The 24,426-nt window shown below is 59.7% G+C and carries 27 protein-coding genes, 4 tRNA genes and 1 other RNA gene; 7 read left to right on the top strand and 25 right to left on the bottom strand.

The window, feature by feature from the left end:
• From IEX40_RS20395 to IEX40_RS20340, 12 genes are all read right to left on the bottom strand, one after another.
• The coding region (locus IEX40_RS20395; protein WP_229680869.1) for a GTP-binding protein at positions 1 to 127 on the bottom strand (127 nt) is incomplete at its 3' end.
• An 86-nt stretch (positions 128 to 213) separates the two neighbouring features.
• Positions 214 to 288: transfer RNA gene (locus IEX40_RS20390), tRNA-Thr, on the bottom strand.
• 10 nt (positions 289 to 298) lie between these two features.
• Positions 299 to 373, bottom strand: a tRNA-Gly gene (locus tag IEX40_RS20385).
• A gap of 54 nt (positions 374 to 427) precedes the next feature.
• Positions 428 to 511 (bottom strand) — tRNA-Tyr (locus tag IEX40_RS20380).
• A 22-nt stretch (positions 512 to 533) separates the two neighbouring features.
• Positions 534 to 609: transfer RNA gene (locus IEX40_RS20375), tRNA-Thr, on the bottom strand.
• Positions 610 to 633: 24 nt separating this feature from the next.
• A complete protein-coding gene (locus IEX40_RS20370; RefSeq protein ID WP_188751755.1) occupies positions 634 to 1,275 on the bottom strand; it encodes a hypothetical protein in 642 nt (213 codons plus the stop codon).
• 2 nt (positions 1,276 to 1,277) lie between these two features.
• Positions 1,278 to 2,003, bottom strand: a complete 726-nt coding sequence (locus IEX40_RS20365; protein WP_229680867.1) for a type III pantothenate kinase — start codon at positions 2,001 to 2,003, stop codon at positions 1,278 to 1,280.
• 7 nt (positions 2,004 to 2,010) lie between these two features.
• Entirely contained in the window at positions 2,011 to 2,985 is a 975-nt protein-coding gene (birA, locus tag IEX40_RS20360; RefSeq protein ID WP_188751751.1) for a bifunctional biotin--[acetyl-CoA-carboxylase] ligase/biotin operon repressor BirA, read from the bottom strand.
• Positions 2,985 to 3,506: a dihydrofolate reductase gene (locus IEX40_RS20355; protein WP_188751749.1), complete on the bottom strand. Its 522-nt coding sequence runs from the start codon at positions 3,504 to 3,506 to the stop codon at positions 2,985 to 2,987. Before IEX40_RS20355 ends, birA begins: the two co-directional genes overlap by 1 nt.
• Before the next feature lie 9 nt (positions 3,507 to 3,515).
• Complete coding sequence (locus IEX40_RS20350; RefSeq protein WP_188751747.1) at positions 3,516 to 4,358, bottom strand: thymidylate synthase; 843 nt, start codon at positions 4,356 to 4,358, stop codon at positions 3,516 to 3,518.
• A gap of 39 nt (positions 4,359 to 4,397) precedes the next feature.
• Positions 4,398 to 5,216: a prolipoprotein diacylglyceryl transferase gene (lgt, locus tag IEX40_RS20345; RefSeq protein WP_188751745.1), complete on the bottom strand. Its 819-nt coding sequence runs from the start codon at positions 5,214 to 5,216 to the stop codon at positions 4,398 to 4,400.
• 1 nt (position 5,217) lies between these two features.
• A complete protein-coding gene (locus IEX40_RS20340; protein ID WP_229680866.1) occupies positions 5,218 to 6,027 on the bottom strand; it encodes a sulfite exporter TauE/SafE family protein in 810 nt (269 codons plus the stop codon).
• Positions 6,028 to 6,134: 107 nt separating this feature from the next.
• On the opposite strand from IEX40_RS20340, the gene IEX40_RS20335 reads away from it, so the two are divergent.
• Positions 6,135 to 6,893 carry an NRDE family protein gene (locus tag IEX40_RS20335; RefSeq protein WP_188751743.1) on the top strand — a complete coding sequence of 253 codons (759 nt, stop codon included), beginning with the start codon at positions 6,135 to 6,137 and terminating at the stop codon, positions 6,891 to 6,893.
• 13 nt (positions 6,894 to 6,906) lie between these two features.
• Here IEX40_RS20335 and ptsP read toward each other — a convergent pair whose 3' ends face one another.
• Positions 6,907 to 9,207, bottom strand: coding sequence for a phosphoenolpyruvate--protein phosphotransferase (ptsP, locus tag IEX40_RS20330; RefSeq protein WP_188751782.1), 2,301 nt, complete (start codon positions 9,205 to 9,207; stop codon positions 6,907 to 6,909).
• Between the two features lie 64 nt (positions 9,208 to 9,271).
• The gene (locus IEX40_RS20325; RefSeq protein ID WP_188751741.1) at positions 9,272 to 9,748 is read right to left on the bottom strand and encodes an RNA pyrophosphohydrolase; all 477 of its coding nucleotides are present in this window, start codon (positions 9,746 to 9,748) and stop codon (positions 9,272 to 9,274) included.
• A gap of 189 nt (positions 9,749 to 9,937) precedes the next feature.
• Between IEX40_RS20325 and IEX40_RS20320 the strand changes: the two genes are divergently transcribed.
• Positions 9,938 to 10,594, top strand: coding sequence for a histidinol-phosphatase (locus IEX40_RS20320; RefSeq protein WP_188751739.1), 657 nt, complete (start codon positions 9,938 to 9,940; stop codon positions 10,592 to 10,594).
• A 9-nt stretch (positions 10,595 to 10,603) separates the two neighbouring features.
• Here IEX40_RS20320 and IEX40_RS20315 read toward each other — a convergent pair whose 3' ends face one another.
• From IEX40_RS20315 to IEX40_RS20280, 8 genes are all read right to left on the bottom strand, one after another.
• A complete protein-coding gene (locus IEX40_RS20315) occupies positions 10,604 to 11,020 on the bottom strand; it encodes a CBS domain-containing protein (RefSeq protein ID WP_229680865.1) in 417 nt (138 codons plus the stop codon).
• Positions 11,021 to 11,109: 89 nt separating this feature from the next.
• Positions 11,110 to 12,147, bottom strand: coding sequence for an NADP(H)-dependent aldo-keto reductase (locus IEX40_RS20310; protein ID WP_188751737.1), 1,038 nt, complete (start codon positions 12,145 to 12,147; stop codon positions 11,110 to 11,112).
• 40 nt (positions 12,148 to 12,187) lie between these two features.
• Positions 12,188 to 13,384, bottom strand: coding sequence for a class I SAM-dependent rRNA methyltransferase (locus tag IEX40_RS20305; protein WP_188751735.1), 1,197 nt, complete (start codon positions 13,382 to 13,384; stop codon positions 12,188 to 12,190).
• A 74-nt stretch (positions 13,385 to 13,458) separates the two neighbouring features.
• Positions 13,459 to 13,848 carry a glycine cleavage system protein GcvH gene (gcvH, locus tag IEX40_RS20300; RefSeq protein WP_188751733.1) on the bottom strand — a complete coding sequence of 130 codons (390 nt, stop codon included), beginning with the start codon at positions 13,846 to 13,848 and terminating at the stop codon, positions 13,459 to 13,461.
• 200 nt (positions 13,849 to 14,048) lie between these two features.
• Complete coding sequence (locus IEX40_RS20295; RefSeq protein WP_188751731.1) at positions 14,049 to 15,308, bottom strand: FAD-dependent monooxygenase; 1,260 nt, start codon at positions 15,306 to 15,308, stop codon at positions 14,049 to 14,051.
• Between the two features lie 66 nt (positions 15,309 to 15,374).
• The gene (ubiH, locus tag IEX40_RS20290) at positions 15,375 to 16,622 is read right to left on the bottom strand and encodes a 2-octaprenyl-6-methoxyphenyl hydroxylase (RefSeq protein WP_188751729.1); all 1,248 of its coding nucleotides are present in this window, start codon (positions 16,620 to 16,622) and stop codon (positions 15,375 to 15,377) included.
• A 2-nt stretch (positions 16,623 to 16,624) separates the two neighbouring features.
• Positions 16,625 to 17,959, bottom strand: a complete 1,335-nt coding sequence (gene pepP, locus IEX40_RS20285; protein ID WP_188751727.1) for a Xaa-Pro aminopeptidase — start codon at positions 17,957 to 17,959, stop codon at positions 16,625 to 16,627.
• A gap of 29 nt (positions 17,960 to 17,988) precedes the next feature.
• Positions 17,989 to 18,588 carry a UPF0149 family protein gene (locus tag IEX40_RS20280; protein ID WP_188751725.1) on the bottom strand — a complete coding sequence of 200 codons (600 nt, stop codon included), beginning with the start codon at positions 18,586 to 18,588 and terminating at the stop codon, positions 17,989 to 17,991.
• Between the two features lie 281 nt (positions 18,589 to 18,869).
• On the opposite strand from IEX40_RS20280, the gene IEX40_RS20275 reads away from it, so the two are divergent.
• The 4 genes from IEX40_RS20275 (at position 18,870) to IEX40_RS20260 (ending at position 20,314) form a co-directional block, all read left to right on the top strand.
• Positions 18,870 to 19,079 (top strand): TIGR02449 family protein, encoded by a 210-nt coding sequence (locus IEX40_RS20275; protein ID WP_188751723.1) that lies wholly within the window; start codon positions 18,870 to 18,872, stop codon positions 19,077 to 19,079.
• Entirely contained in the window at positions 19,076 to 19,399 is a 324-nt protein-coding gene (locus IEX40_RS20270; protein ID WP_188751721.1) for a cell division protein ZapA, read from the top strand. Before IEX40_RS20275 ends, IEX40_RS20270 begins: the two co-directional genes overlap by 4 nt.
• 100 nt (positions 19,400 to 19,499) lie before the next feature.
• Positions 19,500 to 19,678: non-coding RNA, 6S RNA (ssrS, locus tag IEX40_RS20265), on the top strand.
• A gap of 3 nt (positions 19,679 to 19,681) precedes the next feature.
• A complete protein-coding gene (locus IEX40_RS20260) occupies positions 19,682 to 20,314 on the top strand; it encodes a 5-formyltetrahydrofolate cyclo-ligase (protein WP_308421617.1) in 633 nt (210 codons plus the stop codon).
• A gap of 2 nt (positions 20,315 to 20,316) precedes the next feature.
• On the opposite strand, the gene IEX40_RS22190 is transcribed toward IEX40_RS20260, so the two are convergent.
• From IEX40_RS22190 to IEX40_RS20250, 3 genes are all read right to left on the bottom strand, one after another.
• The gene (locus IEX40_RS22190) at positions 20,317 to 20,445 is read right to left on the bottom strand and encodes a hypothetical protein (RefSeq protein WP_268235825.1); all 129 of its coding nucleotides are present in this window, start codon (positions 20,443 to 20,445) and stop codon (positions 20,317 to 20,319) included.
• Positions 20,446 to 20,546: 101 nt separating this feature from the next.
• Positions 20,547 to 22,841, bottom strand: a complete 2,295-nt coding sequence (locus tag IEX40_RS20255) for a transporter substrate-binding domain-containing diguanylate cyclase (RefSeq protein WP_188751719.1) — start codon at positions 22,839 to 22,841, stop codon at positions 20,547 to 20,549.
• 83 nt (positions 22,842 to 22,924) lie between these two features.
• Positions 22,925 to 23,836 carry an AEC family transporter gene (locus tag IEX40_RS20250; RefSeq protein ID WP_188751717.1) on the bottom strand — a complete coding sequence of 304 codons (912 nt, stop codon included), beginning with the start codon at positions 23,834 to 23,836 and terminating at the stop codon, positions 22,925 to 22,927.
• Positions 23,837 to 23,910: 74 nt separating this feature from the next.
• On the opposite strand from IEX40_RS20250, the gene IEX40_RS20245 reads away from it, so the two are divergent.
• The gene (locus IEX40_RS20245) at positions 23,911 to 24,423 is read left to right on the top strand and encodes a glycine cleavage system transcriptional repressor (protein WP_188751715.1); all 513 of its coding nucleotides are present in this window, start codon (positions 23,911 to 23,913) and stop codon (positions 24,421 to 24,423) included.
• Positions 24,424 to 24,426: the final 3 nt, after the last annotated feature.

Genomic DNA, 24,426 nt, shown 5'->3' with positions numbered 1-24,426 from the left:
CGCCGCCCCATACTTCTGAACATACACGGGTCAGAGCCGCAGTCAGGGTGGTTTTACCGTGGTCAACGTGACCGATGGTGCCGACGTTGACGTGCGGCTTGTTACGTTCAAATGATTGCTTAGCCATTTTGAATTCCCAACCTGTTCGTTTGATGCCTAGGTCGCCAAATACGAAAAAGGGTAGACATATCGCTATATCTACCCTTCTTAATCTGGAGCTCATGGGCGGATTTGAACCGCCGACCTCACCCTTACCAAGGGTGTGCTCTACCCCTGAGCTACATGAGCACAACGTTTTTGGAGCGGGTAGCGGGAATCGAACCCGCCTCTTCAGCTTGGAAGGCTGAGGTAATAGCCACTATACCATACCCGCCGATGCCAGCTGACTTAACACCACTCTGCCGCGGAGTCACGTCAGCGTGGTTGATGGTGGTGAGGGGTGGATTCGAACCACCGAAGCTCGCGCGTCAGATTTACAGTCTGATCCCTTTGGCCACTCGGGAACCTCACCACTACCGCTTCGCTGTCTCAACTGGTGCCGGCACGAGGAGTCGAACCCCGGACCTACTGATTACAAGTCAGTTGCTCTACCAACTGAGCTATACCGGCCTTGGCAACGAAGTGGGGCGTATCTTACTGATCGCCTTTGGGGGTTGCAACCCCTTCACAATCATTTTTTTCGATTTTTATGCCCGGCCAGCTCGCCGCTACAAGCTGATTGATTTCACTGGATATTTCGTAACCAGCCAGATGCTTCACGCGCACCTGCCAAAACGCCTCATCGGCAACGATCTCCTCCGCCTGCACACGCTCGCGCAGGTCCGGCGGCAGTCGATTGCGCACACCGTTCAGTGAGACCAGATCGGGAAATCGCCCAAAGGAGAGCAATCCGCCACGACTTTCCGGCACCCAGCCTTCACGGGCCAGGGCATCGAGCAGCTCGATACGCTGCGCTGCGTCCGCCGGTAGAGGCAGCACCAGACGCCAACCGATTACGACCGCAGGCAACCGAACAGTCTCAGTACTTACCGGCTCGGACGCCAACACCGACTCCAGCCGCTGCGCCTCGTACTGCGAACTCAGCGGCGCATAACTCAGACAGACACGCTCCCGTGCCGGCAACACCTCATTGGCCGGTAACTCCGACAACAGACGTAACCCGGCACCGCCCGACGTCGAGACCTTAACCTCGGGCTCAGCCGCGCGCTGCTGCGCATACCAAAAAAACAGCAACGCATTAGCCAGCAGCAACAGCAGAAACAACCAGCGCAGCATCCCTACCCCTCCAGCGCGAACTGCAAACCATCCAACACCAGGTCGGGAACCCACTCACCACGCCCAAGCAGACGCTGAAACAATTCGCCATCGCCGCCGGTTATGTATAGCGCTACCTGCGGATCCAGACTCTGCTTCAGCCGCAATTGGATGGCATCAAACATAAAGTCTGCACCATGGGTTACCGCATCGCTGGTATTACGCCCCGGCGACGGATCGAACACGGCAAGCGGACGGTCGACAAATACCCGCGCAGTATTGCCCAGCAAAGCCCGCTGCAGCAGTCGCATACCCGGAAGTATATAGCCGCCCATATGGCGCCCATCCGCAGCCAGGTAGTCGATGGTAATGGCGCTGCCACAATCCACCACACAGCAGGCGCCAGCGGCGCGCTGCCTAGCGGCCAACATCGCCAACCAGCGATCAACTCCGAGAAAGGCGGGGTTGTCATAACTGTTGATAACCCCCGCGGCGGCCGCCTCGGTGCGTGCAAAACGGGGCGACGGAAAGCCGTTTGCGAGCAGCAGATCGGTTAGACTGCGATTGACCTCATCCGCCGCTACCGAACCGATCCACACCTCATCGATCCCCTGCCCCCACTCCGAGACCAGCGACCCCAGCGCCTCACCGGTCAACACTCTGCCACTGCGCAGACAGCCACTGGACAGGTCACGCAGACGCCACTTTAAAAAGGTGTTTCCGATATCGATCTCGAGAATTACCGACACGCCCGTATCAACCCTGCTGTGCACGCACACTGATCTCGCCACCGTAGTACGCTTGCACCGCCCCTTCGGACTCCAACAGCAACGCACCACGATCATCGACGCCGCGACAGATGCCGCTGATCTCGTTGACACCACTGATCAGTCGCACCGCTGCGTCACGATGGGCATTGGCCTGCTGCCACTGTTCACGCATCACCGCAAATCCCTGAGACTCGAAGGTATCCAGGGTCTCAATCAGGGACTCCACCAGGATCGCCAATAAACGATTACGTCCCGGATGGCTCGATACCAGACTGCTGACATCGATACTGGGTTGCGAGATCTGCTCAAGCTGCTTTGCGGGCATTGCCACATTGAGACCGACACCGATCACCACCTCGCATTCGCCAGCGGCGTCACCACTGACCTCCACCAGTATGCCACCGAGCTTACGTCCGCGGCTGAGCAGATCGTTCGGCCACTTCAGCTGCACATCCTCGACGCCGATACGGCGAAGCCCCTCGCGCAGCGCAAGACCAACCCCGAGACTCAGCCCCTCCAGCGCCGCCAAGCCTGCGGAAAAGCGCCAGGCCAGCGAAAAACACAGGTTTGCCGCATAGGGACTCACCCACTCACGACCGCGACGCCCACGACCACGGGTTTGAAACTCTGCCGCAAACAGACCGTTGCGCGCACCCGACCTGAGTGCCGCCAACGCCAGCACGTTGGTCGACTCGACCTCCTTCGTAAACTCCAGCCGATCCAGACGCGCAACCAGTTCCGGCGCCAGCATCTCGGCAAACCGGGCCTGATCCAGCAGGTCCAGTCCTGCCGGGATGCGATAGCCCCGCCCCTTGACGCTGTAGACCTCGATACCAAGAGCCTCCAGCCGCTGAATCTGCTTCCACACCGCCGAGCGACTGATACCCAGCGTCTCGCCCAACTCTCGACCGGAGTGGAATGCGCCATCACTGAGCAGGCTGAGCAGATTATCAATCTTCATCAACGGGCCGCCTCTGTCGACACCCGCTGGAGCACGATAAAGCTGTAGTCGTAGGGGTTGGTGTCCGAAGCATCCAAGTTTTCCCGACCGAGCTCTTGCCACTGAGCAGTGTCCAACACCGGAAAATGCGCATCGCCCGGCACCTCGGCATGCACCTGGGTCAGGTAGAGCCGGTCGCACAGCGGCAGCATCTGCCGATAGATCTCGGCCCCGCCGATCACCAACGCCTCATCGACACCGTCGATCTCCGCCTGCGCCGCCGCCCGCTCTATCGCCGCCTCGGGCGACGCCACGACCACCACACCCTCAGCGCCCCAGGCCGAATCACGGGTAATCACGATATTGCAGCGCCCGGGCAGAGGACGCCCGATCGACTCAAAGGTCTTGCGTCCCATAATGATCGGCTTGCCCATCGTGACCCGCTTGAAGTACTGCAGATCTTCGGGCAGATGCCAGGGTAAGCGGTTCTGATTACCGATCACCCGATTTTCGGCCTGGGCCACTATCACAGCCACGTTCATGCGGACTCCTCAGATCGCTATAGGGGCACGGATCGCGGGATAGGGGTCGTAACCCTCGATCTCGAAATCCTCAAATTCATACTCAAACAGGGAGGCGGGCTTACGCTTGATCGTCAACCTCGGCAATGCTCGCGGCATTCTCGACAACTGCTCGGCGACAATCGAATCATCGCTCAGGTGGTTGGCGTACAGATGCAGGTCACCGAAGGTGTGCACGAACTCACCGACCTCGAGCTCGCACTGCTGGGCGATCATATGGGTCAGCAACGCATAGCTGGCGATATTGAACGGCACTCCCAGAAAGTAGTCGGCGCTGCGCTGATAGAGCTGACAGCTCAACCGGCCGTTGGCGACGTAGAACTGAAACAGGGTATGGCAGGGCGGCAGCGCGGCCTTGCCGTTGCGCACATTCTGCTGAGGTGCAATCGATTCATCCGGCAGATCGGCCGGGTTCCAGCCACTGACGATCAGGCGACGGGAGTCGGGGTTGCGACGAATCTGCGCCAACAACTCCGCAATCTGGTCCACCGTGCTGCCATCCGGACAGGCCCAGGAGCGCCACTGCTTGCCATAAATCGGCCCCAGCTCGCCATTTTCGAGCGCCCACTCATCCCAGATGGTAACGCCGCGCTCATTGAGCCAGGTATTGTCGGTACTACCGGAGAGAAACCAGAGCAGCTCGTAGATAATTGATTTCAGGTGCACCCGCTTGGTGGTCAGCAACGGAAAGCCACGACTGAGATCGAACCTGAGCTGACGCCCGAATAGCGAGCGTGTCCCCGTACCTGTGCGGTCTCCCTTATCGACACCCTGCTCGACGATCTCACGCATCAGATCGAGATACTGTTGCATACGACTCTTTCTTCTCTAATACCGGTGGGAGCCCATACTTTAACGCTTTAACGGCCCGCGCGCACCGCCCGGCGCAGCGCTGTCGCCACGATACGCCCAGATGATCAGCAGCACACCGGCCAATATCATCGGCAGGGACAACAACTGCCCCATGGTTAACCACTGAAACGCGAGAAAGCCAAGATGGGCGTCCGGCTCGCGAAAAAATTCGACAAAGGAGCGAAACAGGCCGTAGAGCAGCAGAAACAGACCGGAAACGGCCATCCGCGGCCTGGGTTTTGACGAGTACCACCAGAGAACCGCAAACATCACTACCCCCTCCAGCGCCGCCTCATACAGCTGAGACGGGTGCCGACCCAAACCGTCGGCCGCGCGCGGGAAGATAACCCCCCAACTCTGATCCGTCGGCCGACCCCATAGCTCACCGCCGATGAAGTTACCCACACGTCCGGCGCCGAGACCGATAGGAATTAACGGCGCGACAAAGTCGCTGAGCTCGAAAAAGCGCTTGCCATACCGGTGGGCAAACCAGGCAATGGCAATCAACACGCCAAGCAAGCCGCCATGAAAGGACATCCCCCCCTCCCAGATCGCGAACAGCCAGAGCGGATCTTCGAGAAAGTAATCAAAATGATAGAACAGCACATAGCCGAAACGGCCGCCGAGAATCACCCCTAGGGCTCCCCAGAACACCAGGTCAGACACCTGCTGCTCGTTCCAGCTGGAGCCGGGCTGACGGGCACGCCAACTGCCCAATGCCCAAGCGGCGGCAAACCCGACCAGATACATCAGTCCATACCAGTGGACCTTCAACGGTCCGAGATCCAGTGCCAGCGGATCTATATCATGCACCCACACGTTATAACCCCAAATACAGATTGGTAATCAAAAAGCGCAGGCCGACGACAGCCAGCAACAGCGCAAAGATCTTTTTCAGCTGCTGCTGCGGCAGCCGGTGCGCCAGCCGGGCACCGTAGCGCGCAAAAAAGGAGCTGGACAGCACTATGCCGATCAGCGCCGGCAGATAGATATAGCCCAGATGCCAGCCGGGCATCATCCTTTCATTCCAGCCGGACCAGATATTGCCAACAGCCCCCATCAGGGCGATCGGCAAACCACAGGCGGCAGAGGTCGCCACCGCCTGCTGCACGCTCAGCTGACGCCAGTGCAGGTAGGGCACGGTCAGCGTGCCGCCGCCGATGCCGAAAATCGCCGACGCACAGCCCACGCCGCTCCCTGCAACCACCAGTTCGCCTGTGCCCGGCGCATGTCCGCCAACCCCGGGCCGGAGGTCGAATGCCATCTGCGCCGCAACGCCGAGCGTGAAAACGCCGAACAGCAACTGCAACACAGCACCGCTTAGCGCGCCCGCTATCCAGACCCCGGTCAGGGCTCCTACCAGGATACCGACTGACAGCGACGGGAAAAGGTTCCAGCACACAGCGCCTTTCTGGTGATGGGCGCGAATGGAGGCGATCGAGGTGAACACTATCGTTCCCAGCGAGGTCGCCACCGCCGCATGGGTCAGCACCTCCGGGGCCATGCCCTGGGCCGAGAAGCTGAAGATCAGTACCGGTACAATAATCAGCCCGCCACCGATGCCGAACAACCCGGCAACAAACCCTGCCACTGCGCCCAGCAGCAGGTAGAGTGCAAACGTCAGCAACATCCTTCCTGTCCTGTTAGCTGAAAAGTGCACTATAGTAGGGCTTAACAGAGATGCTGAACATCCCCGCCAACGCTCAAGGAACGGATGCCGCCGGGAGCCTTTTCACTATGTGCCTTATCGTAATTGCCCTGAACCAGCATCCGGATTGGCCACTACTGCTGGTAGCCAATCGGGATGAGTTCCACAGCCGCCCGACCCAGGCGTTGGGTTTCTGGCCCGATGCGCCGATCATTGCCGGGCGCGATCTGCAGGCCGGCGGCACCTGGATGGGACTTAGCCGCAACGGGCGCTTCGCCGCGGTGACCAACTACCGGGATGGACGGGAACGCCAGCTTGGCGGCGCCTCCCGCGGACAACTGGTCACCGATTTTCTGCTGAGCGCCTCGCCGGCCGAGCGCTATCGCCCCCCGGAGGAGGTCACCACCGGCTACAACCTGATCCGCGGCGATCGCGATGGTCTGTTCTACAGCGGCAACCGGGGCGGTCGACTCGAGCGCCTGGGCAGCGGGATACACACGTTGAGCAACGCGCTGTTGACCAGCGAGTGGCCCAAAACACGCAGGGCCAGACAGGCGATGCAACAGACCCTGTCCGACCCCTCACTGGATGCGGTGCAGCTGCTCGAGGTACTGAACGATGACACCCCGGCGAAAGACGATCAGTTACCGGATACCGGTATCCCACAGGAGAAGGAGCGACTGCTGTCATCCTGCCTGATCCGCAGTGGCAATTATGGCACCCGCGCAACGACGGTATTGATGCAGGCACGCAACGGACTGACACGTATCGTCGAGCGCCGCTTTGACCGCAGCGGCCCCCGCGGCCAAAGCGACTTTACCCTCTGGCTAAGCCCACTGGGTGTCTGAACTCGGTTGCGACTCAGTCGCGACCCGGGAGAACCGGGCGGGTCAGGTTGCCCAAACCCATACTCTTCAAAGAGGTGCGCAGGTAGTGGTGTATCGCGTCGGCATCATCCATGCGCATCACCCGCTGCAGCAGCGCATTGGCCTGCGCCAGGCTGGTACCCCGGATCGCCGATTTAACCTTGGGTAGATTATTGGAGTTCATCGACAGCACATCGTAGCCCATCGCCATCAGCAGCAGCGCACCGCCGGGGTCGGCAGCCATCTCGCCACAGATCGACACCGACTTGTGCTCTTTGCGCGCCTCCTGGGCAATAAAGTGCAGCACCTTGAGCACCGCCGGATGGTAGGGCGCGTACAGGCCAGCCACCCGGGGGTTGTTGCGATCCACCGCCAACAGATACTGGGTCAGGTCGTTGGAACCGACGGAGATAAAGTCCACCTTGCGAGCAAAACGGCGGGTAAGATAGACCGCGGCAGGTACCTCGACCATGATGCCGATCGGCGGCCGTTCGACATCAAGCCCCTCCTCCTGCAGCTCCTGCACAGCACGGTCGATCTGGGCGCAGGCCTCTTCGACCTCATTCATGCTGGTCACCATCGGCAGCATGATCCGCAGATTATTGAAGCCCTGCGCTGCCCTCAACATGGCGCGCACCTGGACCAGAAAGATCTCCGGGTGATCGAGCGTAACGCGAATGCCGCGCCAGCCAAGGAACGGGTTCTCCTCTTCGATCGGAAAGTAGGGCAGCGATTTATCACCACCGATATCCAGCGTTCTCATGGTCACCGGACGCGGCGCGAACGCCTCCAGCTGGCGGCGGTAGATCTTCAGCTGCTCCTGCTCGCTGGGAAAAAAGTCCCGTGTCATGAACGGAATTTCGGTGCGATACAGGCCTATACCCTCGGCGCCGCGCTCAAGTGAGCGCTCCACATCACTGACCAGACCGGTATTCACCCAAAGCGGCATACGATAGCCATCAGTGGTCTGTGCCGGCAGGTCACGCAGGGTTTCCAGTCCGGCCGCGATCATCTGCTCTTCACGCAGGATCTCACGGAAGGCGTTCTTCAGATCGTCCGAAGGGTTAACGTAGATCCGACCGGTATAACCGTCGATGATGACGTCGCGCCCCTCCAGGCGGGTAAACGGCAGATCGACCACCCCCATGACGGTTGGGATCCCCATGGAGCGCGCCAGAATCGCGGCGTGCGAGTTACCGGATCCACTCACTGACACCAGGCCGACCAGCTTGTCTTCCGGCACCAGGCCGAGCATCGTCGGCGATAGATCGTCAGCGACCAGAATCGTACTGTCCGGGTACTCCACCTCGCCGGAACTCGTACTCTCCTGCAAGTGGCTCAGTATGCGACGTCCCAGATCGCGAATATCGGTCGCCCGCTCGCGCAGATAGGGATCATCCATCGATGAAAATTGGCGCACATGGTCGTCCACCACTTCGCGCAGCGCACCCTGCGCCCAGTTCCCCGCCTGTATCCGCTCCGCCACCTGCCCGGCCAGCGCGTTATCCTCGAGCATGCGTATATAGACATCGAACAGCGCCTGCTCATCGCTGCGCAGGCGTTGCGCCAGCATTCGGCTAACTTCCCGGACTTCGCCACGTACCGCCTCGAGCGCGGTATTGAATCTATCCAACTCCGCCTCGATATTGCGCGCCGGCTTATCCGGCACCCCCTCCAGGTCTGCCGGTAGCGAGGCGACAAATACCTGCCCCACCGCCACACCGGGGGCACCGGCAACACCGGAAAACTGACGGTCTTCCGGTATTCCAGCACCCGTGCCGGTGCCTGCGTGGTTACCGACCGGTTGAATGGAACCGGTCGCCTCGGCATGCGCGATAACCCCGGCCAACTGCGCCGACACGGTGATCAGGAACGCCTCTTCCGCCTCATCGAATCGGCGGCGCTCGAACTGCTGCACCACAAGGACGCCAAGCACCTCGCCCTGGTGGATGATTGGCACACCTAGAAACGCGTGATACCGCTCTTCGCCGGTAGACTGCAGATAGATGTAGGAGGGGTGGACCGAGGCGTCTTCAAGGTTGATCGGCTCTGCCCTCTGCCCGACCAGGCCGACGACCCCTTCGGTGGGCGACAGACTGACCACGCCGACGGATTCCGGATTGAGTCCCTGGGTGGCCATCAACACGTAACGTTGGGAGATAGTGTCGAGCAGGTAGATGGAGCAGACCTGTGTATGCATGGCGCGCTGAATGCGTCTGACCGTTAGATCAAGTACCGACTCCAGATCCGGAGCAGCACTCACCTCCTGAACGATCTTACGCAGCACATTCAACATCGCCGCCATCTACACAGCCCCTTATCTCTCTAACAGTCTGCTCTCTCTAACGCTCTGCTAACGGCTACAGACGCGCCAGCTTCGGCGATAATTCTCGCAGTGCTTTACGGTAGACCTCCCGTTTGAAGGAGACCACCTGCCCCAGAGGATACCAGTAACTGACCCAACGCCAACCATCAAACTCCGGCGAGTCAGTTTCATCTATTCTTACTGCGCTATCATGACTGAGCATACGCAGTAGAAACCATTTTTGTTTCTGCCCCACGCACACGGGGTGCGAATGGCGTCGGATCATACGTTTGGGCAGCCGGTAGCGTAACCAGCCTCGTGTTACCGCGAGAACCTCGACATCCTTCGGCGATAACCCGATCTCCTCTTTCAGCTCACGAAACATCGCCTGCTCGGGGGTTTCACGACCTTGAATACCCCCCTGCGGAAACTGCCAGGCATCCTGCCCGATACGCCTTGCCCAAAGCACCTGACCCAGAGCATTGACCAGAATGATACCGACATTCGGTCTGAAGCCGTCTGAATCGATCAATTCTCAATCCCGAAATAACTATAGTAATATGCAGCTATTGTTCCATAGATCCCGGGCCGAGCAAATAGCCTGCCAGACCGGCACTTAACACCGGCCAGTCCGGTTTGCATCACCTATCGGCTACCTCTAGCCTAGCCCGCCCAAGCGATCTCAACCCGATATCAGCTGCTAACTCCGGAGTGAATACGCGTGCGTCTAGCCATCTTCGATCTCGACAATACCCTGCTCAACGGCGATAGCGATCATGCCTGGGGGGAGTTTCTGTGCAAGCAAGGCATCGTCGATGAGGCCGAGTATCGCGCGACCAATGACCATTTCTTTCGCCAGTACCAGAGCGGCACACTGGATATCCACGAATTTCTGAACTTTGCCCTGAGGCCGCTGGCCAATCACCCACCGGAGCAGCTTCAGGCTTGGCATGATCAATTCATGACCGAGTGTATCGAACCGATGATGCTTCCGGCCGCACATGCACTGCTCGAACGACATCGCAAGGCCGGGGACTACCTGCTGATCATCACCGCCACCAACAGCTTCGTGACCGCTCCGATCGCCAAACGTTTGGGTGTCGATGGGTTGCTGGCCACCGAGCCGGAACGGCTGGGCGACCGGTTCACCGGCAGAGTGGCGGGAACGCCCTGTTTCCAGAGCGGAAAAGTGGAACGGCTCAATATCTGGCTGGAAGAGACTGGCTACTCACTGAAGGAAAGCAGCTTCTACAGCGACTCGAACAACGACCTGCCCCTACTGGAGCAAGTCGATTTTCCCTATGCGGTCAACCCGGACGACAAACTGCGGCAGATCGCCGTCGAGCGCGACTGGCCAATTCTCGATCTCCGCAGCTGAACCCTGACCTCAGATCGCCACCTTGCACTCACGCAGCATGCGATTGAGCTCGGTCATCACCTGGCGCCGCGTGATCAGCCCTATCAGCTTGCCGCGATCGACCACCGGATAATTTTTCGGCTTGACCTTGCTCATCTGCTGGGCCAACTCCAATACGCTGTCACCCGGTGCCACACACAGTGGCTCCTGGTGCATGATATCGACTACCTGGATGCGGCTGTCGCAGTAATAGCTACTGCTGACGAGATAGCGCAGGCAATCGTGTTCGGACAGGAAACCGACCACGGCACGGTTTTCGTCGATGACCGGCAACCCCATCTGCCCCGACGCCAATATCAACTCAACGGCGTCCGACAGCGCCATCTGGCCGGTCAATGGCCGCGCGACAGGCAACATCAAGTCGCGCACCCGTTTCTGATCTAGCATGCGATTCTATCTCCTCTGCTTTAATGCTCTAGCAGCTAAAGTGTGGCAGAGGAATAGCGCTTTTTCCTGTCAGAGAATAATTTTCATTATCAAGGACAGGGATAGGTGTAACGACGGTGGATCGCCTCGATTTCGGCGCTGATTTCGTCACCCAATTGGATCTCCAGCGACGCGATGTCGGCCCTCAGCTGCTCCATCCGGGTGGCACCGATAATATTGGAGCCGAGAAACTCGCGGCTGTTGACGAAGGCCAGCGCAAGCATCGCCGGCTCCAGGCCAACCTGTTTGGCCAGATCGACATAAGCCTGAGTGGCAGCCAGGCCAGACTCGGTCATATAACGGGCAAACTGCGGAAACTGGGCAAGACGGGAACCCTCCGGCCGCACACCGTCCAGATACTTGCCACTGAGCACACCGAATGCCATCGGCGAATAGGCCAGCAGCTCGACCTGCTCTCGCATGGCCACTTCGGCCAACCCCACCTCGAACGAGCGGTTCAGCAGATTGTAGGGGTTCTGTATCGAGACTGGTCGTGGCAGGTCGTGCTGCTCGGCCAGTTGCAGAAACTTCATCGTACCCCAAGCGGTCTCGTTGGACAGGCCGATATGGCGGATCTTGCCCTCACTGACCAGCTCCTGCAGCGCCTTAAGTGTCTCCAGAATCGGTGTACCATCGTTCTCCGGCTTATGCTCGTAGCCCAAACGCCCGAACATATTGGTCGCACGGTCGGGCCAGTGCAGCTGATAGAGGTCGATATAATCGGTTTGCAAGCGCTTCAGCGAGTCCTCCACCGCCTTGCGCAAATTGGCGCGGTCAAAGTGCAGATCGGGACGGATATAGCTGACCTGGTCGCCAGGCCCGGCGGCCTTGGTCGCGACGATGACCTGGTCGCGGGTGCCCCGCGCTTTCATCCAGTTGCCGATACAGCGCTCGGTGTTGCCCTGAAACTTCGGATCGGTGGGTACCGGGTACATCTCCGCCGCATCGAACAGGTTGACGCCCTGCGCCAGGGCATAGTCCATCTGTTCGAAGGCTTCGGCCTCGCTGTTACTGCGACCAAAGGTCATCGTCCCCAGCGCGATGCGGCTTACCCGCAGATCGGAACGTCCAAGCAGTCTGTACTCCATACTCTCCCTCCTCAGCTCTGGCCCCGCGCAAGCAACGCGCTCAACTGGCCGGCAACACGCGTAAAAAATAGGCCTTGAGATACTCTGTTTCCGGAATCGCCGGATGAATCGGATGATCCGAGCCCTGATAACCCTGGGCAAATATCTGCGCCGTGCGGTCCAGCTCTCGACTGTTGGCCCTGAGCATATCGACCAGACGCTCCCGCTGCAGGTGCATCGAGCAGGATGCGGAGATCAGCACGCCATCCCGGGCCAGCAGACGCATGGCGAAGTTATTGATGCGGGCATAGGCGCGCTCACCATTTTTCACGTCTTTGCGTTTCTGGATAAACGCCGGGGGGTCGACGATGACTACATCGAACCGCTCCCGCTCCGCCACCATCGCCTTACACAGGTCGAAGGCATCACCCTGCAACGCGCGGAAACGACTTTCAGCCTCGTTGAGGCGCGCATTTTCCGCCGCCACCTCAAGCGCGCCGGCCGACGCATCCAGACAGAACACCTCTTCCGCTCCAGCCGCCAGTGCCTGTGCACCCCAGCCTCCGACATAGCTGAACAGGTCAAGCACGCGCTTACCCTTCACCATGGTCTGCATGCGCGCACGGTTTTCACGATGATCGTAGAACCAGCCGGTTTTCTGCCCGGTCAGCACCGGCGCCATCAGCTGGACACCATTCTCGACCAGCGGCACCAGCTCGGGCACCTGACCCTGAACCACCTCGACATAGGTCTCCAACCCCTCGACCGCGCGCATTTTGCTGTCGTTACGCAGTACGATCGCCGCCGGCTTGAACACCTTATTCAGCGCATCGATCACCTGATCCTGCACACGCTCCATACCGGCCGTGGAGACCTGCACTACGAAGACATCGTGGAAACGGTCGATCACCAGACCCGGCAAACCGTCGGAGTCGCCATAGACCAGACGGTAGCAGGGCTGGTCGAACATCGCCTCGCGCAGGGACGCGGCCACTTTGAGCCGGTGCACCAGCAACGAGCGATCCAGCGGGTGATCCGTGTCACGGCTGATCAGTCGCGCGCAGATCAGAGTATTGGGATTGATATAGGCAAGGCCCAGCGCCTTGCCCCGGGCATTCAGCACCTCTACCTGTTCGCCGGGTTCGAACTCTTTCAGCGGCGAGCGTTTGGTATCGACTTCGTTGCTGTAGATCCACAGATGACCTGCACGCAGACGACGGTCGGCGTTGGCCTGAAGCACCAGGGGTTTAAAAGTCATAATGATCGTTTCGATAACATGACTGTCCCGGCCGAGCCGGGACAGATCAAGAGGTGGTAACTTATCGCTAAGGCTTATTCAGCCTCGCACTGCTCGGTGTAACTGTCGGCATCGAGAAGTTCGTCCATCTCCTCGGCATCGCTGATCTGCAGCTGGAAAAACCATCCATCGCCGTAGGGGTCGCTGTTGACCAGTTCCGGCGCATCTTCCAGATCCTCGTTGATGGCAATCACCTTGCCACTCAGCGGGGCATAGATATCGGACGCCGCCTTTACCGACTCTACAACGCCGGCTTCATCGCCAGCGGAGATTTCCGCGCCCACATCAGGCAACTCGATAAACACTACATCGCCCAGCAGCTCCTGCGCATGGTCGGTGATACCGATGGTGACGACACCCTCACCCTCATCACGGATCCACTCATGGCTGGCAACATATTTCAGTTCACTCGGGACATTGCTCATCTTCTGATCCTTAGCCGTCAACTTCAGGAAAACCCATTCATGCCCATGCGCATCCAATACACTACGGCGGCACTGTCAGCGGCACCAGCCAAACCAGTGTAGACGCCCATGCCAAAATTCGCCGCACTGCCCGGCACTGCCGAAAAAGGCAGACAATGTATCGGCAAAACCGGGGCAGTTCAATCGCCGACCCACTGCGTTCAGGGGCGCCGCGCCAGGCGCGGCACTTCGCCGCGTAGCCCCATCGCCATCAACATCAAGTGCTGTTTAACCGGTGCCAGGCGATTGACCAGACTCATACCACTGGAGCGCAGCAGCCGAATCGGTGCCGGCAGGTCATCGAACAGCCGCCGGAACCCCTCCATCGCCGCAGCAGTCTGCAGGTTGTCGGCACGACGCATGCGCTGGTAGCGGCGCAGCACCCGCTCATCCCCCGGCGCTTCGCCGCGATCCCGGGCGTCGATCAGCACCTCGGCCAGCGCTGCCGCATCGAGCAGGCCCAGATTGACGCCCTGTCCGGCCAGCGGATGGATGGTGTGAGCGGCATCGCCGACCAGCGCCAGTCCCGCCTGCACATAGCGCTGTGCATGACGTTGACGCAGCGGATGCAGATGGCGCGTATCACAGCTCAGCACCTGACCAAGACGGTATTCGAAGGTATGGCCCAGCTCGGCGCAGAAGGCATTTTCATCCAGCGCCATCAACTCGCGGGCGTGGCTCGGCGAGGTGGACCAGACGATCGACAGCTTGCGCTCGGACGGATCGGCCAGCGGCAGCAGCGCCAGCGGGCCATCCTCGGTAAAGCGCTGCCAACAGGTAGAGCGGTGCGGCAATTCGGTCTCGATTGTGGTCACGATCGCATGATGACCGTAGTCCCACTCGGTCGCCCCCATACCGGTCATGGCACGGATACGGGAGTGGGCGCCATCGGCACCGACCAGCAGCGCCGTGCTCAACGACTCGCCACCGGCCAGACGCAGGGTGCGTATCCCCTGGGTATCGGGCGGGGAGACCGACTTGATCTTGGCTCCAGGCTGGAAACGGATAGTGTCGATCTCCTGCATTGCGGCATAGAGCGCGGCCAGGGTCACGCGATTTTCCACGATATGCCCCAAACAGGGCTCGTGCAGTTCAGCGGCGCTGAACTGGATCGCGCCGCGCCCCCTCCCATCCCAGACACTCATATCGGTATAGGGGCAGATACGTGCCGCCTGCATTCTGGACCAGGCGCCGACATGGGTCAGAAACTGCTGGGAGGCACAGGTCAGCGCGCTGACCCTGGGATCAAAACCCTCGGCGCTCAACTCCGGCAGGGCATCGATCAGGCTTTGCGGCGAGCCGTCACGGCTCTCCAGGATCCTGATCGACAATCCGGTTGGCGCCAGTGCGCAGGCCAGTGCCACCCCGACCATACCGCCGCCGACGATGACCAGATCAACTCTGTCGTGCGAAACATCCATCCCGGATACCATCCATTCTCCCCTTCACGAATAGAACCCATGCCACGATCAACTGGGTGTTGAAACTCAATGCAGCCGAGGCGCCGGATGATCCAGCCCCATCGCGGCCCGGGCCAGCAGGGTTTTCCCCAGCGGGCAGATGTCGAGCAGCGCCAGGCCAATATCCCGCGTCAGCGTCAACGCCGGTTGTGAACTGGTAAACAACTTCATGGTGCGATCGCTGAAGCCGATGGTACGAAATTGATCGGAACGGCGAGACTGCTCGAAATCCTGCAACGCTTGTAACTCGCCCAGCGCAAGTTTCTCCCGATGGCGCTGAATAATCAGATCGGCCAGCGCCACCACGCCCCTGAATGCGAGATTGAAGCCTTGGCCGGCAATCGGATGCAGTGCGTGCGCCGCATTGCCAAGCACCACCAGTCCCGCACGCACCTGCTCCTCGGCCACCACCAGCTTCAACGGATAGTGATAACGCTCGCCGACCCGGGTCAACCTGCCGGCACGGTAACCAAAGCGCTGCTGCAGACGATCGAGGAAGGCCCGCTGATCCAGCGCCAGCACCTCGTCGACCGCCTCCTCAGGCAGGGTCCAGACCAACCCACAACGGGCCTGACCGTCCAGATCCTCGCCCGGCAACAGGGCAATGGGTCCGCTATCGGTGAAGCGCTCGTAGGCGATATTGCGATGGGGCCGATCAAGACTGACATTGGCCACCAACGCGTGCTGTTCGTAGCTGCTCTGGCGATAGCCGATACCGATTTTTTCCCGTAGCGCCGACCGCCCGCCATCGGCCATCACCACCAGCCCGGCCTTCAGTTCCCGCTCGTCCTCACCCTGAACAACCCTGACCGTGCAACCCTCTGCCCGGTTGTCCAGGTCCACGACCTCGGCCGGGGAGATGAAATCGATCCAGGGCGCGCCATCCTGACGCAGACGACTGAGCAGCACCTGCCCCAACCAGTGATTCTCGACCACGTAGCCGAGAGCCGGCACCTGCTCACGCTGCGCATCTAGCCGGGCGGCACCGAAATGGCCGCGGTCCGAGACGTGAATGTGTTTGATCGCGGTCAGGTGTTGGGCCAGAGTCGACCAGATCCCCATGCGTTCAAAAGCCGCGCGCACGCCATAGGCGAGCGCGGTCGAGCGGGCGTCGTAGCTGGGCTGAAAAACCGGCTGGTCCGCTGCCGGCATCGGCTCGGCCTCAACCACGGCGATCCGCAGTTGCAGTTCGGCTGCCACCGGTAACAGCGCACAGGCCAGACTCGCCCCGACCATACCACCACCGACAATCAGCAGGTCATATTCAGCGTGCATCCTCAGTTTCCTACCGGATTCTTGGACTGGGCCATCAATGCCTCGATCTCGTCCACCCGCTTCGGTACGGCCGCGGTCAGCACCTCTGCGCCCTGAGCGGTGACCAGCACATCATCCTCGATGCGGATGCCGATGCCGCGCCAGCGCGCCTCCACCTTCTCATTCTGTGGCGACACATACAGTCCCGGTTCCACCGTCATCACCATACCCGGTGCCAACGGGCGCCATTCGCCATCGACCTTGTAGTTACCCACATCGTGTACATCCATACCCAGCCAATGCCCGATACGGTGCATGTAGAACTCCTTATAGGCGCCGGACTCGATCAACTGATCCAGCTCGCCTTCAAGTAGACCGAGTTCGATCAGCCCCCCGGTCAGCAGTCGCACCGACAGGTCATGCACTTCATTCCAGGGCAGGCCCGGCCGGATCAGCTCGATACACGCCTGATTGGTGTTCAGTACCAGCTCGTAAAGCGCCCTCTGTTCCGGGCTGAAGCGGCCGTTGACCGGGAAGGTACGGGTGATATCGCTGGCATAGCAGTCCAGCTCGCAACCGGCATCGATCAGCACCAGGTCACCGTCATGCAGCGGCGCGTCGTTGTCGATATAGTGCAGGATGCAGGCGTTTTCACCGCCGCCAACGATCGGGCTGTAAGCCTGAAAGCGGGCACCCCGATCCATGCAGTAGCTGAGGATAGTGCCCTCCAGCTGGTATTCGAAAGCACCCGGCGCGGCGCGGCGCATCGCCTCGCAGTGCGCCTCGGCGGAGATCTGCGCCGCGCGACGCATGATCTGCACCTCCTCCTCATCCTTGAGCAGGCGCATCTCGTGCAGCATATTGTCGAGCAGAATCAACTCCTGTGGCGCCTCGGCCCCCTGGCGTTCCTTGGCACGCACGGCGTTAAGCCAGCCCCGCACCCGGCTATCCAGCGCGTCGTCACTGCCCAGTGCGTAGTAAAGCTTGCGCGCGCCATCGAGCAACTGCGGCATCTGCGTCTCCAGCTCGCTCAGGTCGAACGCCTGATCGGCACCGAAGCGCTCCACGCACCCCTCGGGGCCCGCGCGATAGCCGGTCCAGATCTCCATCGCCGGATCACGCGGCGGACAGAACAGGACCACCTGACCCGCGTCACGCCCTGGCCTTAGCAGCAAGATGGCGTCGGGCTCGTTAAAGCCGGTCAGGTAATAAAAATCACTGTGCTGGCGAAAGGCGTATTCCGCATCCCGGTTGCGTGTCGCCAACGAGGCCCCGGCTACCAGTGCCACGCTGCCCTCGGGCAGCATTTCGAGCAACCGGCGGCGACGCTCGGCATAACAATGCTGACTGATCTTCATATCCGCTTGTCTATCCTGTTCGATGCGACTCAATGCAGGGTCGGCGGAGGAGTCGGCTTGGACTCATCCTCCGGTACCCGATTGCACTCATTGAACATCAACATGGCCGCCATGCGCACATACTCCTGCACCTCCATCAGATCCGCCTCATCCTCATCGGAGTCGGCGTCGCTGTCCGCGGCGATCTGGGCGATCTGGGCCAGATCCTGCAGCCCCTCCTGAGCCTCGACCGACAGTTTCTGACCCTGTTTGGTATGCAGGCCAAAACCGCTGAGAAAGCCGTTACACCAGCTGCCAAGAGCCTCGGCACGCTGTACCAGCAGCTGCTCATCATCCGGCACCAGCAGCTCAAAGCCAAAATCGTCAGACTCAAACTGTGCCAGCGTACGCTGGTACAGTTCGATCAGCCCCAGTTTAGTGCTTTCCTGCTTCAGCGCACTGACGTCCATCAGCTCCTGCAGTACCCGTAACAGGGTATCCGCATCGAAACGGGCGCCGGCGGCTAGCTGTCCGGCCAGAAGACCGTGCAACTCGGCAGGCGACACGGCCAAAACCCCCTCCTCGATCAACAGGTTGGCGATAACATCGAAGTCGGGCAGGACAACAGAGGTGTCGGTTTCGCGGGTCATAATTTCGGTATTACACCTTCGGTAGGGTATGGAGTGCGGACCCCAGGGCCTTTCACAACAAAAAGACCGGGATAATCAGGCCGCCGAATCAGTCCTATGCTAGCATCTCACCTACAGCAGAGCCACGTGAGCGGACAACTCCCTGCCGGCCAATTGACCCTCCGCCAGGCGCTGTTTATAGTCGCCGGGATAGCGACCAGAGTCATGCGTACAGCGGAAACCGGCTGCCGTTTGCGGGTCAGCCAACAGATGGCGCCAGAAGATGGCACAGGGGTAGAGCGATGTCGGAACACTACTTTAATGCACTCGAACAGAAGATCGATCGACTGCTGACCCGCCTGCAACGACTGGAGCGGGAGAACAGCCATCTGCGGGAACAGGAAGCCAAACTGCGTGAAGAGCGCGCCCAGCTTCTGCAACTGCACGACCAAACCCGGGGCAAGGTAGAGGGGATGATCTCCCGGCTTAAAGCACTGGAGCAACAATCATGAGTCAGGATGCGCGTACCGTTACGGTCAAACTTCTCGACAAGGAGTACACCATCAGCTGCCCGGATGGTGCGGAAGCCGAGCTGCTGGCGTCGGCGGACTACCTCGACGCCAAAATGCGCGAGATCAAGACCAGCGGCAAGATCGTGGGCCTGGAGCGCATTGCGGTGATGGCAGCACTGAACATGTCGCATGAATTGATCAAGAACCGCGAGCAGAGTCGACAGTCGGTCGAGATGCAGCTGCGCCGCCTCGGTCACAAGATCGATCAGTCGCTGGAGCGGGCCGACCAACCTGAAAACCCGCCTGAAAATCTCTCATGATTAAAAAATAATATTATTTATCAATCAGCTATCGCCCGTGTAGCAAAATTGCAAGAAATAACAAGAGCTGACATTCAGTTCGTGCGGCGTATAATGGAATCACTTCCTGGGGTGTTCGATAGTCGGTTAAGTCCCTCGAGCCGATAATCAAATACCTGGGTTGGCCAACAGGTGTTGTGTGCATGTCCGTACTTCGGAAAGCCTAATATGCCAGTCGGTCTCCCCACTCTGAACCTTAGGGTTCAGGGCCAATACCGACGCCGGCATCCTGGGAGGCCCAATTTGAAGTCGATTCCAACCCCGCGCGTTAAATCCCCCCTGGAAAACCAACGCCGTTCCCTGCGCCAGCAGATGCGTCGCGCGCGTCGTGCGTTGACACCGGCACAGCAGCGCTCCGCTTCATACAATCTGCTGTGTCAGGTTCGCCACCAACTCTGGTTCCTGAAAGCACGGCACGTGGCGCTTTACCTGCCCAATGATGGCGAGATCGATCCGTCACTGTTGATCGAACTGTGCTGGAAGATGAAAAAACAGGTCTACCTGCCGGTATTGCATCCGATCCGCCACAACCGTCTCTGGTTCCTGCCCTACACGCCCAACACCCGGATGTGCAAGAACCGCTTCCGCATTCTCGAGCCGAAACTGCAGTACCACCCGCGTCGCCCCGGCTGGGCGATGGACCTGGTGATGTTGCCACTGGTGGCGTTCGATGCTGCGGGCAATCGAATGGGCATGGGCGGAGGATTCTATGACCGCACATTCAGCTACAAATGCGCAGAGAAGGGGATCAAGGGCGCGAGGCTGATCGGGCTGGCCCATGATTTTCAGAGAGTCGGGGAGTTACCGGTACAGCCTTGGGATGTACCGCTATTCGGAATAGTGACGGATAGGGCGGCGTACCTCTGCCACCGCTAACCTCAACTATTATTGAAAACCTGCTGTACCAGTGCCGTCAGTTGCAGATCGGTTTGGGATACGCCGGTCATCACTGCACCGACAACAAATACCAGCACCAACACCAGCACGAGATCAGGGCTTTTTTTCATTAATGGAACACTTCCGTCGATCTAATTAGAGGGTGGATGTTCTAACGCTTGTTCGACATAGACATATAATCGGCGGAAGTGTTCCATAATCGAGCAAAAAATCAACTTTTTTCGACAACGCCCTGTTTTTCATCAATCTCCACGCGGTTTTTCCCTCTGTTCTTGGCCAGATACAGAGCCGAGTCGGCGCGGCTGATCAGCTGTTCCGGGTTCTCCCCCGACTGTAATTGAGATACTCCGAAACTACAGGTGATGCCCTCACGCCCGATACTGACCTCGTCGGTTATGGCGCGGCGCAGCTTCTCTGCCAACCTCTGCCCTCCGTCGATATCCGTATCCTGCAGCAGCACCAGAAACTCTTCCCCTCCCCAGCGACCAAAGCTGTCGATCCGACGTATGTGGTCACGCACGGTGGCCACCACCTCCTTCAAGATCTCATCACCGGCAGCATGACCGAACCTATCGTTAACCCGCTTGAAGTCATCGATATCGAAGAAGATCAATGTCAGCGGTATACCGCTACGCTCAGCAAGTTCGACAGCGGCATCGATCTGGTCGCCCAGGTGACGTCGATTGCTGATGCCGGTGAGTCCGTCCTCCCGAGCCATGCGCGCCAAGCGCCTGTTGGTGGCACTGATCAGATAGAAACGGTACCCCGCCAATATTGCCAGTACGGCGATTGCGATCAGCACATTGCGCACAACAGCCTCATCCACGCCTGTTTTAACGGTGGCAGGCGCCCAGCGCGCACGGATCTGATCACGCTCATCCTGCCCGAGATCGGCCAGCGCCAAGTCCATCAACCTGATCAATTGGGCCTTGCCCGACTGTGCCGCAAACTCAAGATCGAAGCTGTCACTGAGCGAGGCGTCGAGACTCAATCCCGACAGTGCCGACCGACCTATTTCCCGCTCCAGCACCAGGCGAGTGTCCACGAAAGCCGCCAGCTCACCCCGCAGCACCATGCGCAGCCCCTCAGCCACCGAATCCACCCGAAATACTTTCAACTCCGGGTAGCGCCTGAGCAACAGCCGATCAAGGTCATGTTGGCGCAACACCCCAATCGGCTGCGACAGCCGACGCGGCTGGCTGATATCGGTTCCCTCTTTCACGGCCGCAACGATCGGTATGGTGAGGAAGGGACGTGAGTAGCGCAGCGGATCTCCCGAGGGCACCACCGGCATGATACCGGCGACCAGATCGCAGCGCCCCTCCCCCAACATACTCCTCGATGCGCTCCAGGAGTCGCTCGCGACATACTGATGCTCCAGACCGAGATGGGCGAAAAGTTGCTCCACGTAGTCCACAACCAGGCCCATGGGTTGATCGTCGCGCCGCCACTGCAGCGGCTCCCAATCACCGATACTACAGAGTCGGACCGGTTCCAGACTGCGCAAATAGTGGCGCTGGGCGGGAGTCAGTGCCATCTCGGCACTGGCTGCACAGCAAAACATCAGGCCTTGCAGGCCAGCCAAAGGCTCGACGTTGCTGGCGATGCGATAGACGTTTGCCATCGACTCGAAACGTTCGGCACTGAGGGTGCCAAATCGGCCCAGGTCGTCAAATGCCAGCTCCTTTAACGCCTGTCCCTCATTCAGCAGCGCTTCACGGCTACGCTGCTGGGAGTTGTAGTGGGCCAATATGGTATCGACACTCTCCTCCAGGTGGTCGAAGGCATAATGCCAACCGCGCATCGAGGCCTCGCGGAACCTGAGCACCATATCAAATCGGTTATCCGCCAGCTGGCCGCTGGTAAACAGGATGTCGGAGTACATCGGGAAACCGTAATCCTGAGGATGGATCACGTGGTAGTCGATACCCCCCTGTTGCAACTGAAAGGGCTCGTTAGACACGTAAGCAGCAAAGGCATCGGTCTTGCCGTCGATAAGATCTTGAATGTTGTAGGTGGGCTGCAGCACCGTCACGTCGTCTATCGTGATACCGAATTTCAGCAGCATGGCGATAATTTCCGATACCTGTACCGCATCATCGGTGACCATGATCCGCTTGCCACGCAGATCGCCCGGATCGCGGATGCCGCTGTCGGCACGGGTCAACAGCATCAACGGCGACTGCTGATAAGCCGCCATCAACGCGACCACGTCCAGGCCCTTGAGCCTGTCGAGCAGCAGCGAGGAACGACCGACGCCAAATTCGGCGCGACCGCTCATCACCTCCTCAAGCGGCGAGACCCCCTGCTCCACCTCCACCAGCTCCACATCCAGCCCGGCGTCGCGGTAGAACCCCTTCTCCTTCGCCATGTAGTAGCCGGCGAACTGGAACTGATGCTTCCACATAAGCTGCAGACGCACCTGCTCAAGCGGATCCTGTGCCTGGCTCGGCTTCGCTATCAGCAGAATCAACAGTGCAACGAACAGGCTAAGCCAGGGACGCATCCCGTCGCTCCATATAACTTCACCCCGTTAAGTATGCGCCGCTTTTGCGGTGCACAAGCCAACCTTCACCGTACTTGGTTAATCTAGATCAACAGCCTCAGCATCAGCGGCATCGTCAACATGGAAGCCAGGGTTTGCGCAGTAATAATGTTGGCCATCATTGGTGCATCACCACCCAGCTGACGCGCCAGAATATAGGACGCCGTCGCTGTGGGGACCGCCGCAAATACCAGGAGCACCTGGCTCGCCGCCAGATCCAGACCGCCCACCCCTGCCAGTAACATCGCCAGTAAGGGAAAGAGTAGCAGCTTAACGACAATGGTGATGAAAACACCGCGACCACTGCCTCGGAGCAAGCGCAGATCGATCGCGGCACCGACAGCCAGAAGACCCAGCGGCAACGCCATACCGCCGAGCAGGTCAAGCACCGAGCGCACCGGCGATGGCAGTCCGAGTCCCAACAGATTGAGCAGGATCCCCAGCAGACAAGCGAGGATCAGCGGGTTGGTAATCAGTGTCCGCAGCACACCGCGCAACGTCGGCCGGGCCGCGCCGAACCAGGCAAATACCAGTACGCAAAGCAGATTCAACGTCGGAATCATCACCGCGGTCACGACCGCCGCCAATGCCACCCCCTGGCCAGGCACCAGTGCCGCGCTGGCGGCCAGCGCCACGTAGGTATTGAAGCGCAGACTGCCTTGATAGACGGAGGTGAACTGGGCGTTTTGAAGGCTCAGCACAGGACGCAACAACAGCAGTAGCAGGCTCCCGATCAGCAGTAATGCGAGCACCGTCAGCACCATCTGCAAGGTCTGCTCGCCACCGAACTCGGCACTGCTGAGGCGGCTGACCAGCAGCGATGGAAACAGTATGTAATAGGTTGCGCGCTCCGCCGGCGGCCAGAATGCGGCACCGGGGAAATCGAACCGCCGAGCCAGGTAGCCGATGATCAGTAGCGCGAACAGTGGCCAAAGCGCAGTGAGAATACTGTCCATAGTTGTTTATACTCAGGGAACAATGACGACAACACCACCAAACGGTGTATTTAGCCTACACGGAGCCCCTGACAATGACATCTCTGGTAATGAGTTTTATCGGTCGCGACAAACCGGGTCTGGTTGGCCTGCTCTCCAAGACCATCGCCGAGCACAAGGGCAACTGGCTGGAATCGGGCATGTCCCGGCTGGGTGGGCAGTTTGCCGGTATTCTGGTGATCCAGGTCCCGCAAGAGGAACAGGAGGCGCTGATCGAGGCACTGAAAGGGTTGGAGAGCCAGGGCCTCAAGGTCAGTGTCGAACGCAGCGAACAATCGGAAGACGAAGCTCCGGTCCGCGCCGTCACTCTGGATCTGATCGGCCACGACAAGCCCGGCATCGTGCGTGATATCTCCCGTGCACTGGCGGAGATGCAGATCAACGTCCACAAGATGCAGACCGAGCTGACCTCGGGCTCCATGTCCGGCGAGCTGCTGTTCAAGGCCAGCGCCGAGCTGCAGGTACCGACGCCGGTGGATCTCGATGAGCTTCAAGAGCGGCTGGAGGCGATCGCCTCTGACCTGATGGTCGATATCACCCTGAACTAAAGC

The sequence above is a fragment of the Marinobacterium zhoushanense genome, assembly GCF_014641945.1.
Taxonomy (GTDB): domain Bacteria; phylum Pseudomonadota; class Gammaproteobacteria; order Pseudomonadales; family Balneatricaceae; genus Marinobacterium_D; species Marinobacterium_D zhoushanense.
This window is presented reverse-complemented; position numbering and strand designations above follow the sequence as displayed.

What these genes read in the sequence shown, in the direction of transcription:
- IEX40_RS20370 (WP_188751755.1), bottom strand. Translation starts at nt 1,275, where the DNA reads ATGCTGCGCTGGTTGTTTCTGCTGTTGCTGCTGGCTAATGCGTTGCTG.
- birA (WP_188751751.1), bottom strand. Translation starts at nt 2,985, where the DNA reads ATGAAGATTGATAATCTGCTCAGCCTGCTCAGTGATGGCGCATTCCAC.
- IEX40_RS20355 (WP_188751749.1), bottom strand. Translation starts at nt 3,506, where the DNA reads ATGAACGTGGCTGTGATAGTGGCCCAGGCCGAAAATCGGGTGATCGGT.
- IEX40_RS20350 (WP_188751747.1), bottom strand. Translation starts at nt 4,358, where the DNA reads ATGCAACAGTATCTCGATCTGATGCGTGAGATCGTCGAGCAGGGTGTC.
- IEX40_RS20340 (WP_229680866.1), bottom strand. Translation starts at nt 6,027, where the DNA reads ATGTTGCTGACGTTTGCACTCTACCTGCTGCTGGGCGCAGTGGCAGGG.
- IEX40_RS20335 (WP_188751743.1), top strand. Translation starts at nt 6,135, where the DNA reads ATGTGCCTTATCGTAATTGCCCTGAACCAGCATCCGGATTGGCCACTA.
- ptsP (WP_188751782.1), bottom strand. Translation starts at nt 9,207, where the DNA reads ATGTTGAATGTGCTGCGTAAGATCGTTCAGGAGGTGAGTGCTGCTCCG.
- IEX40_RS20315 (WP_229680865.1), bottom strand. Translation starts at nt 11,020, where the DNA reads ATGCTAGATCAGAAACGGGTGCGCGACTTGATGTTGCCTGTCGCGCGG.
- IEX40_RS20310 (WP_188751737.1), bottom strand. Translation starts at nt 12,147, where the DNA reads ATGGAGTACAGACTGCTTGGACGTTCCGATCTGCGGGTAAGCCGCATC.
- IEX40_RS20305 (WP_188751735.1), bottom strand. Translation starts at nt 13,384, where the DNA reads ATGACTTTTAAACCCCTGGTGCTTCAGGCCAACGCCGACCGTCGTCTG.
- gcvH (WP_188751733.1), bottom strand. Translation starts at nt 13,848, where the DNA reads ATGAGCAATGTCCCGAGTGAACTGAAATATGTTGCCAGCCATGAGTGG.
- IEX40_RS20295 (WP_188751731.1), bottom strand. Translation starts at nt 15,308, where the DNA reads ATGGATGTTTCGCACGACAGAGTTGATCTGGTCATCGTCGGCGGCGGT.
- ubiH (WP_188751729.1), bottom strand. Translation starts at nt 16,622, where the DNA reads ATGCACGCTGAATATGACCTGCTGATTGTCGGTGGTGGTATGGTCGGG.
- pepP (WP_188751727.1), bottom strand. Translation starts at nt 17,959, where the DNA reads ATGAAGATCAGTCAGCATTGTTATGCCGAGCGTCGCCGCCGGTTGCTC.
- IEX40_RS20280 (WP_188751725.1), bottom strand. Translation starts at nt 18,588, where the DNA reads ATGACCCGCGAAACCGACACCTCTGTTGTCCTGCCCGACTTCGATGTT.
- IEX40_RS20275 (WP_188751723.1), top strand. Translation starts at nt 18,870, where the DNA reads ATGTCGGAACACTACTTTAATGCACTCGAACAGAAGATCGATCGACTG.
- IEX40_RS20270 (WP_188751721.1), top strand. Translation starts at nt 19,076, where the DNA reads ATGAGTCAGGATGCGCGTACCGTTACGGTCAAACTTCTCGACAAGGAG.
- IEX40_RS22190 (WP_268235825.1), bottom strand. Translation starts at nt 20,445, where the DNA reads ATGAAAAAAAGCCCTGATCTCGTGCTGGTGTTGGTGCTGGTATTTGTT.
- IEX40_RS20255 (WP_188751719.1), bottom strand. Translation starts at nt 22,841, where the DNA reads ATGCGTCCCTGGCTTAGCCTGTTCGTTGCACTGTTGATTCTGCTGATA.
- IEX40_RS20250 (WP_188751717.1), bottom strand. Translation starts at nt 23,836, where the DNA reads ATGGACAGTATTCTCACTGCGCTTTGGCCACTGTTCGCGCTACTGATC.
- IEX40_RS20245 (WP_188751715.1), top strand. Translation starts at nt 23,911, where the DNA reads ATGACATCTCTGGTAATGAGTTTTATCGGTCGCGACAAACCGGGTCTG.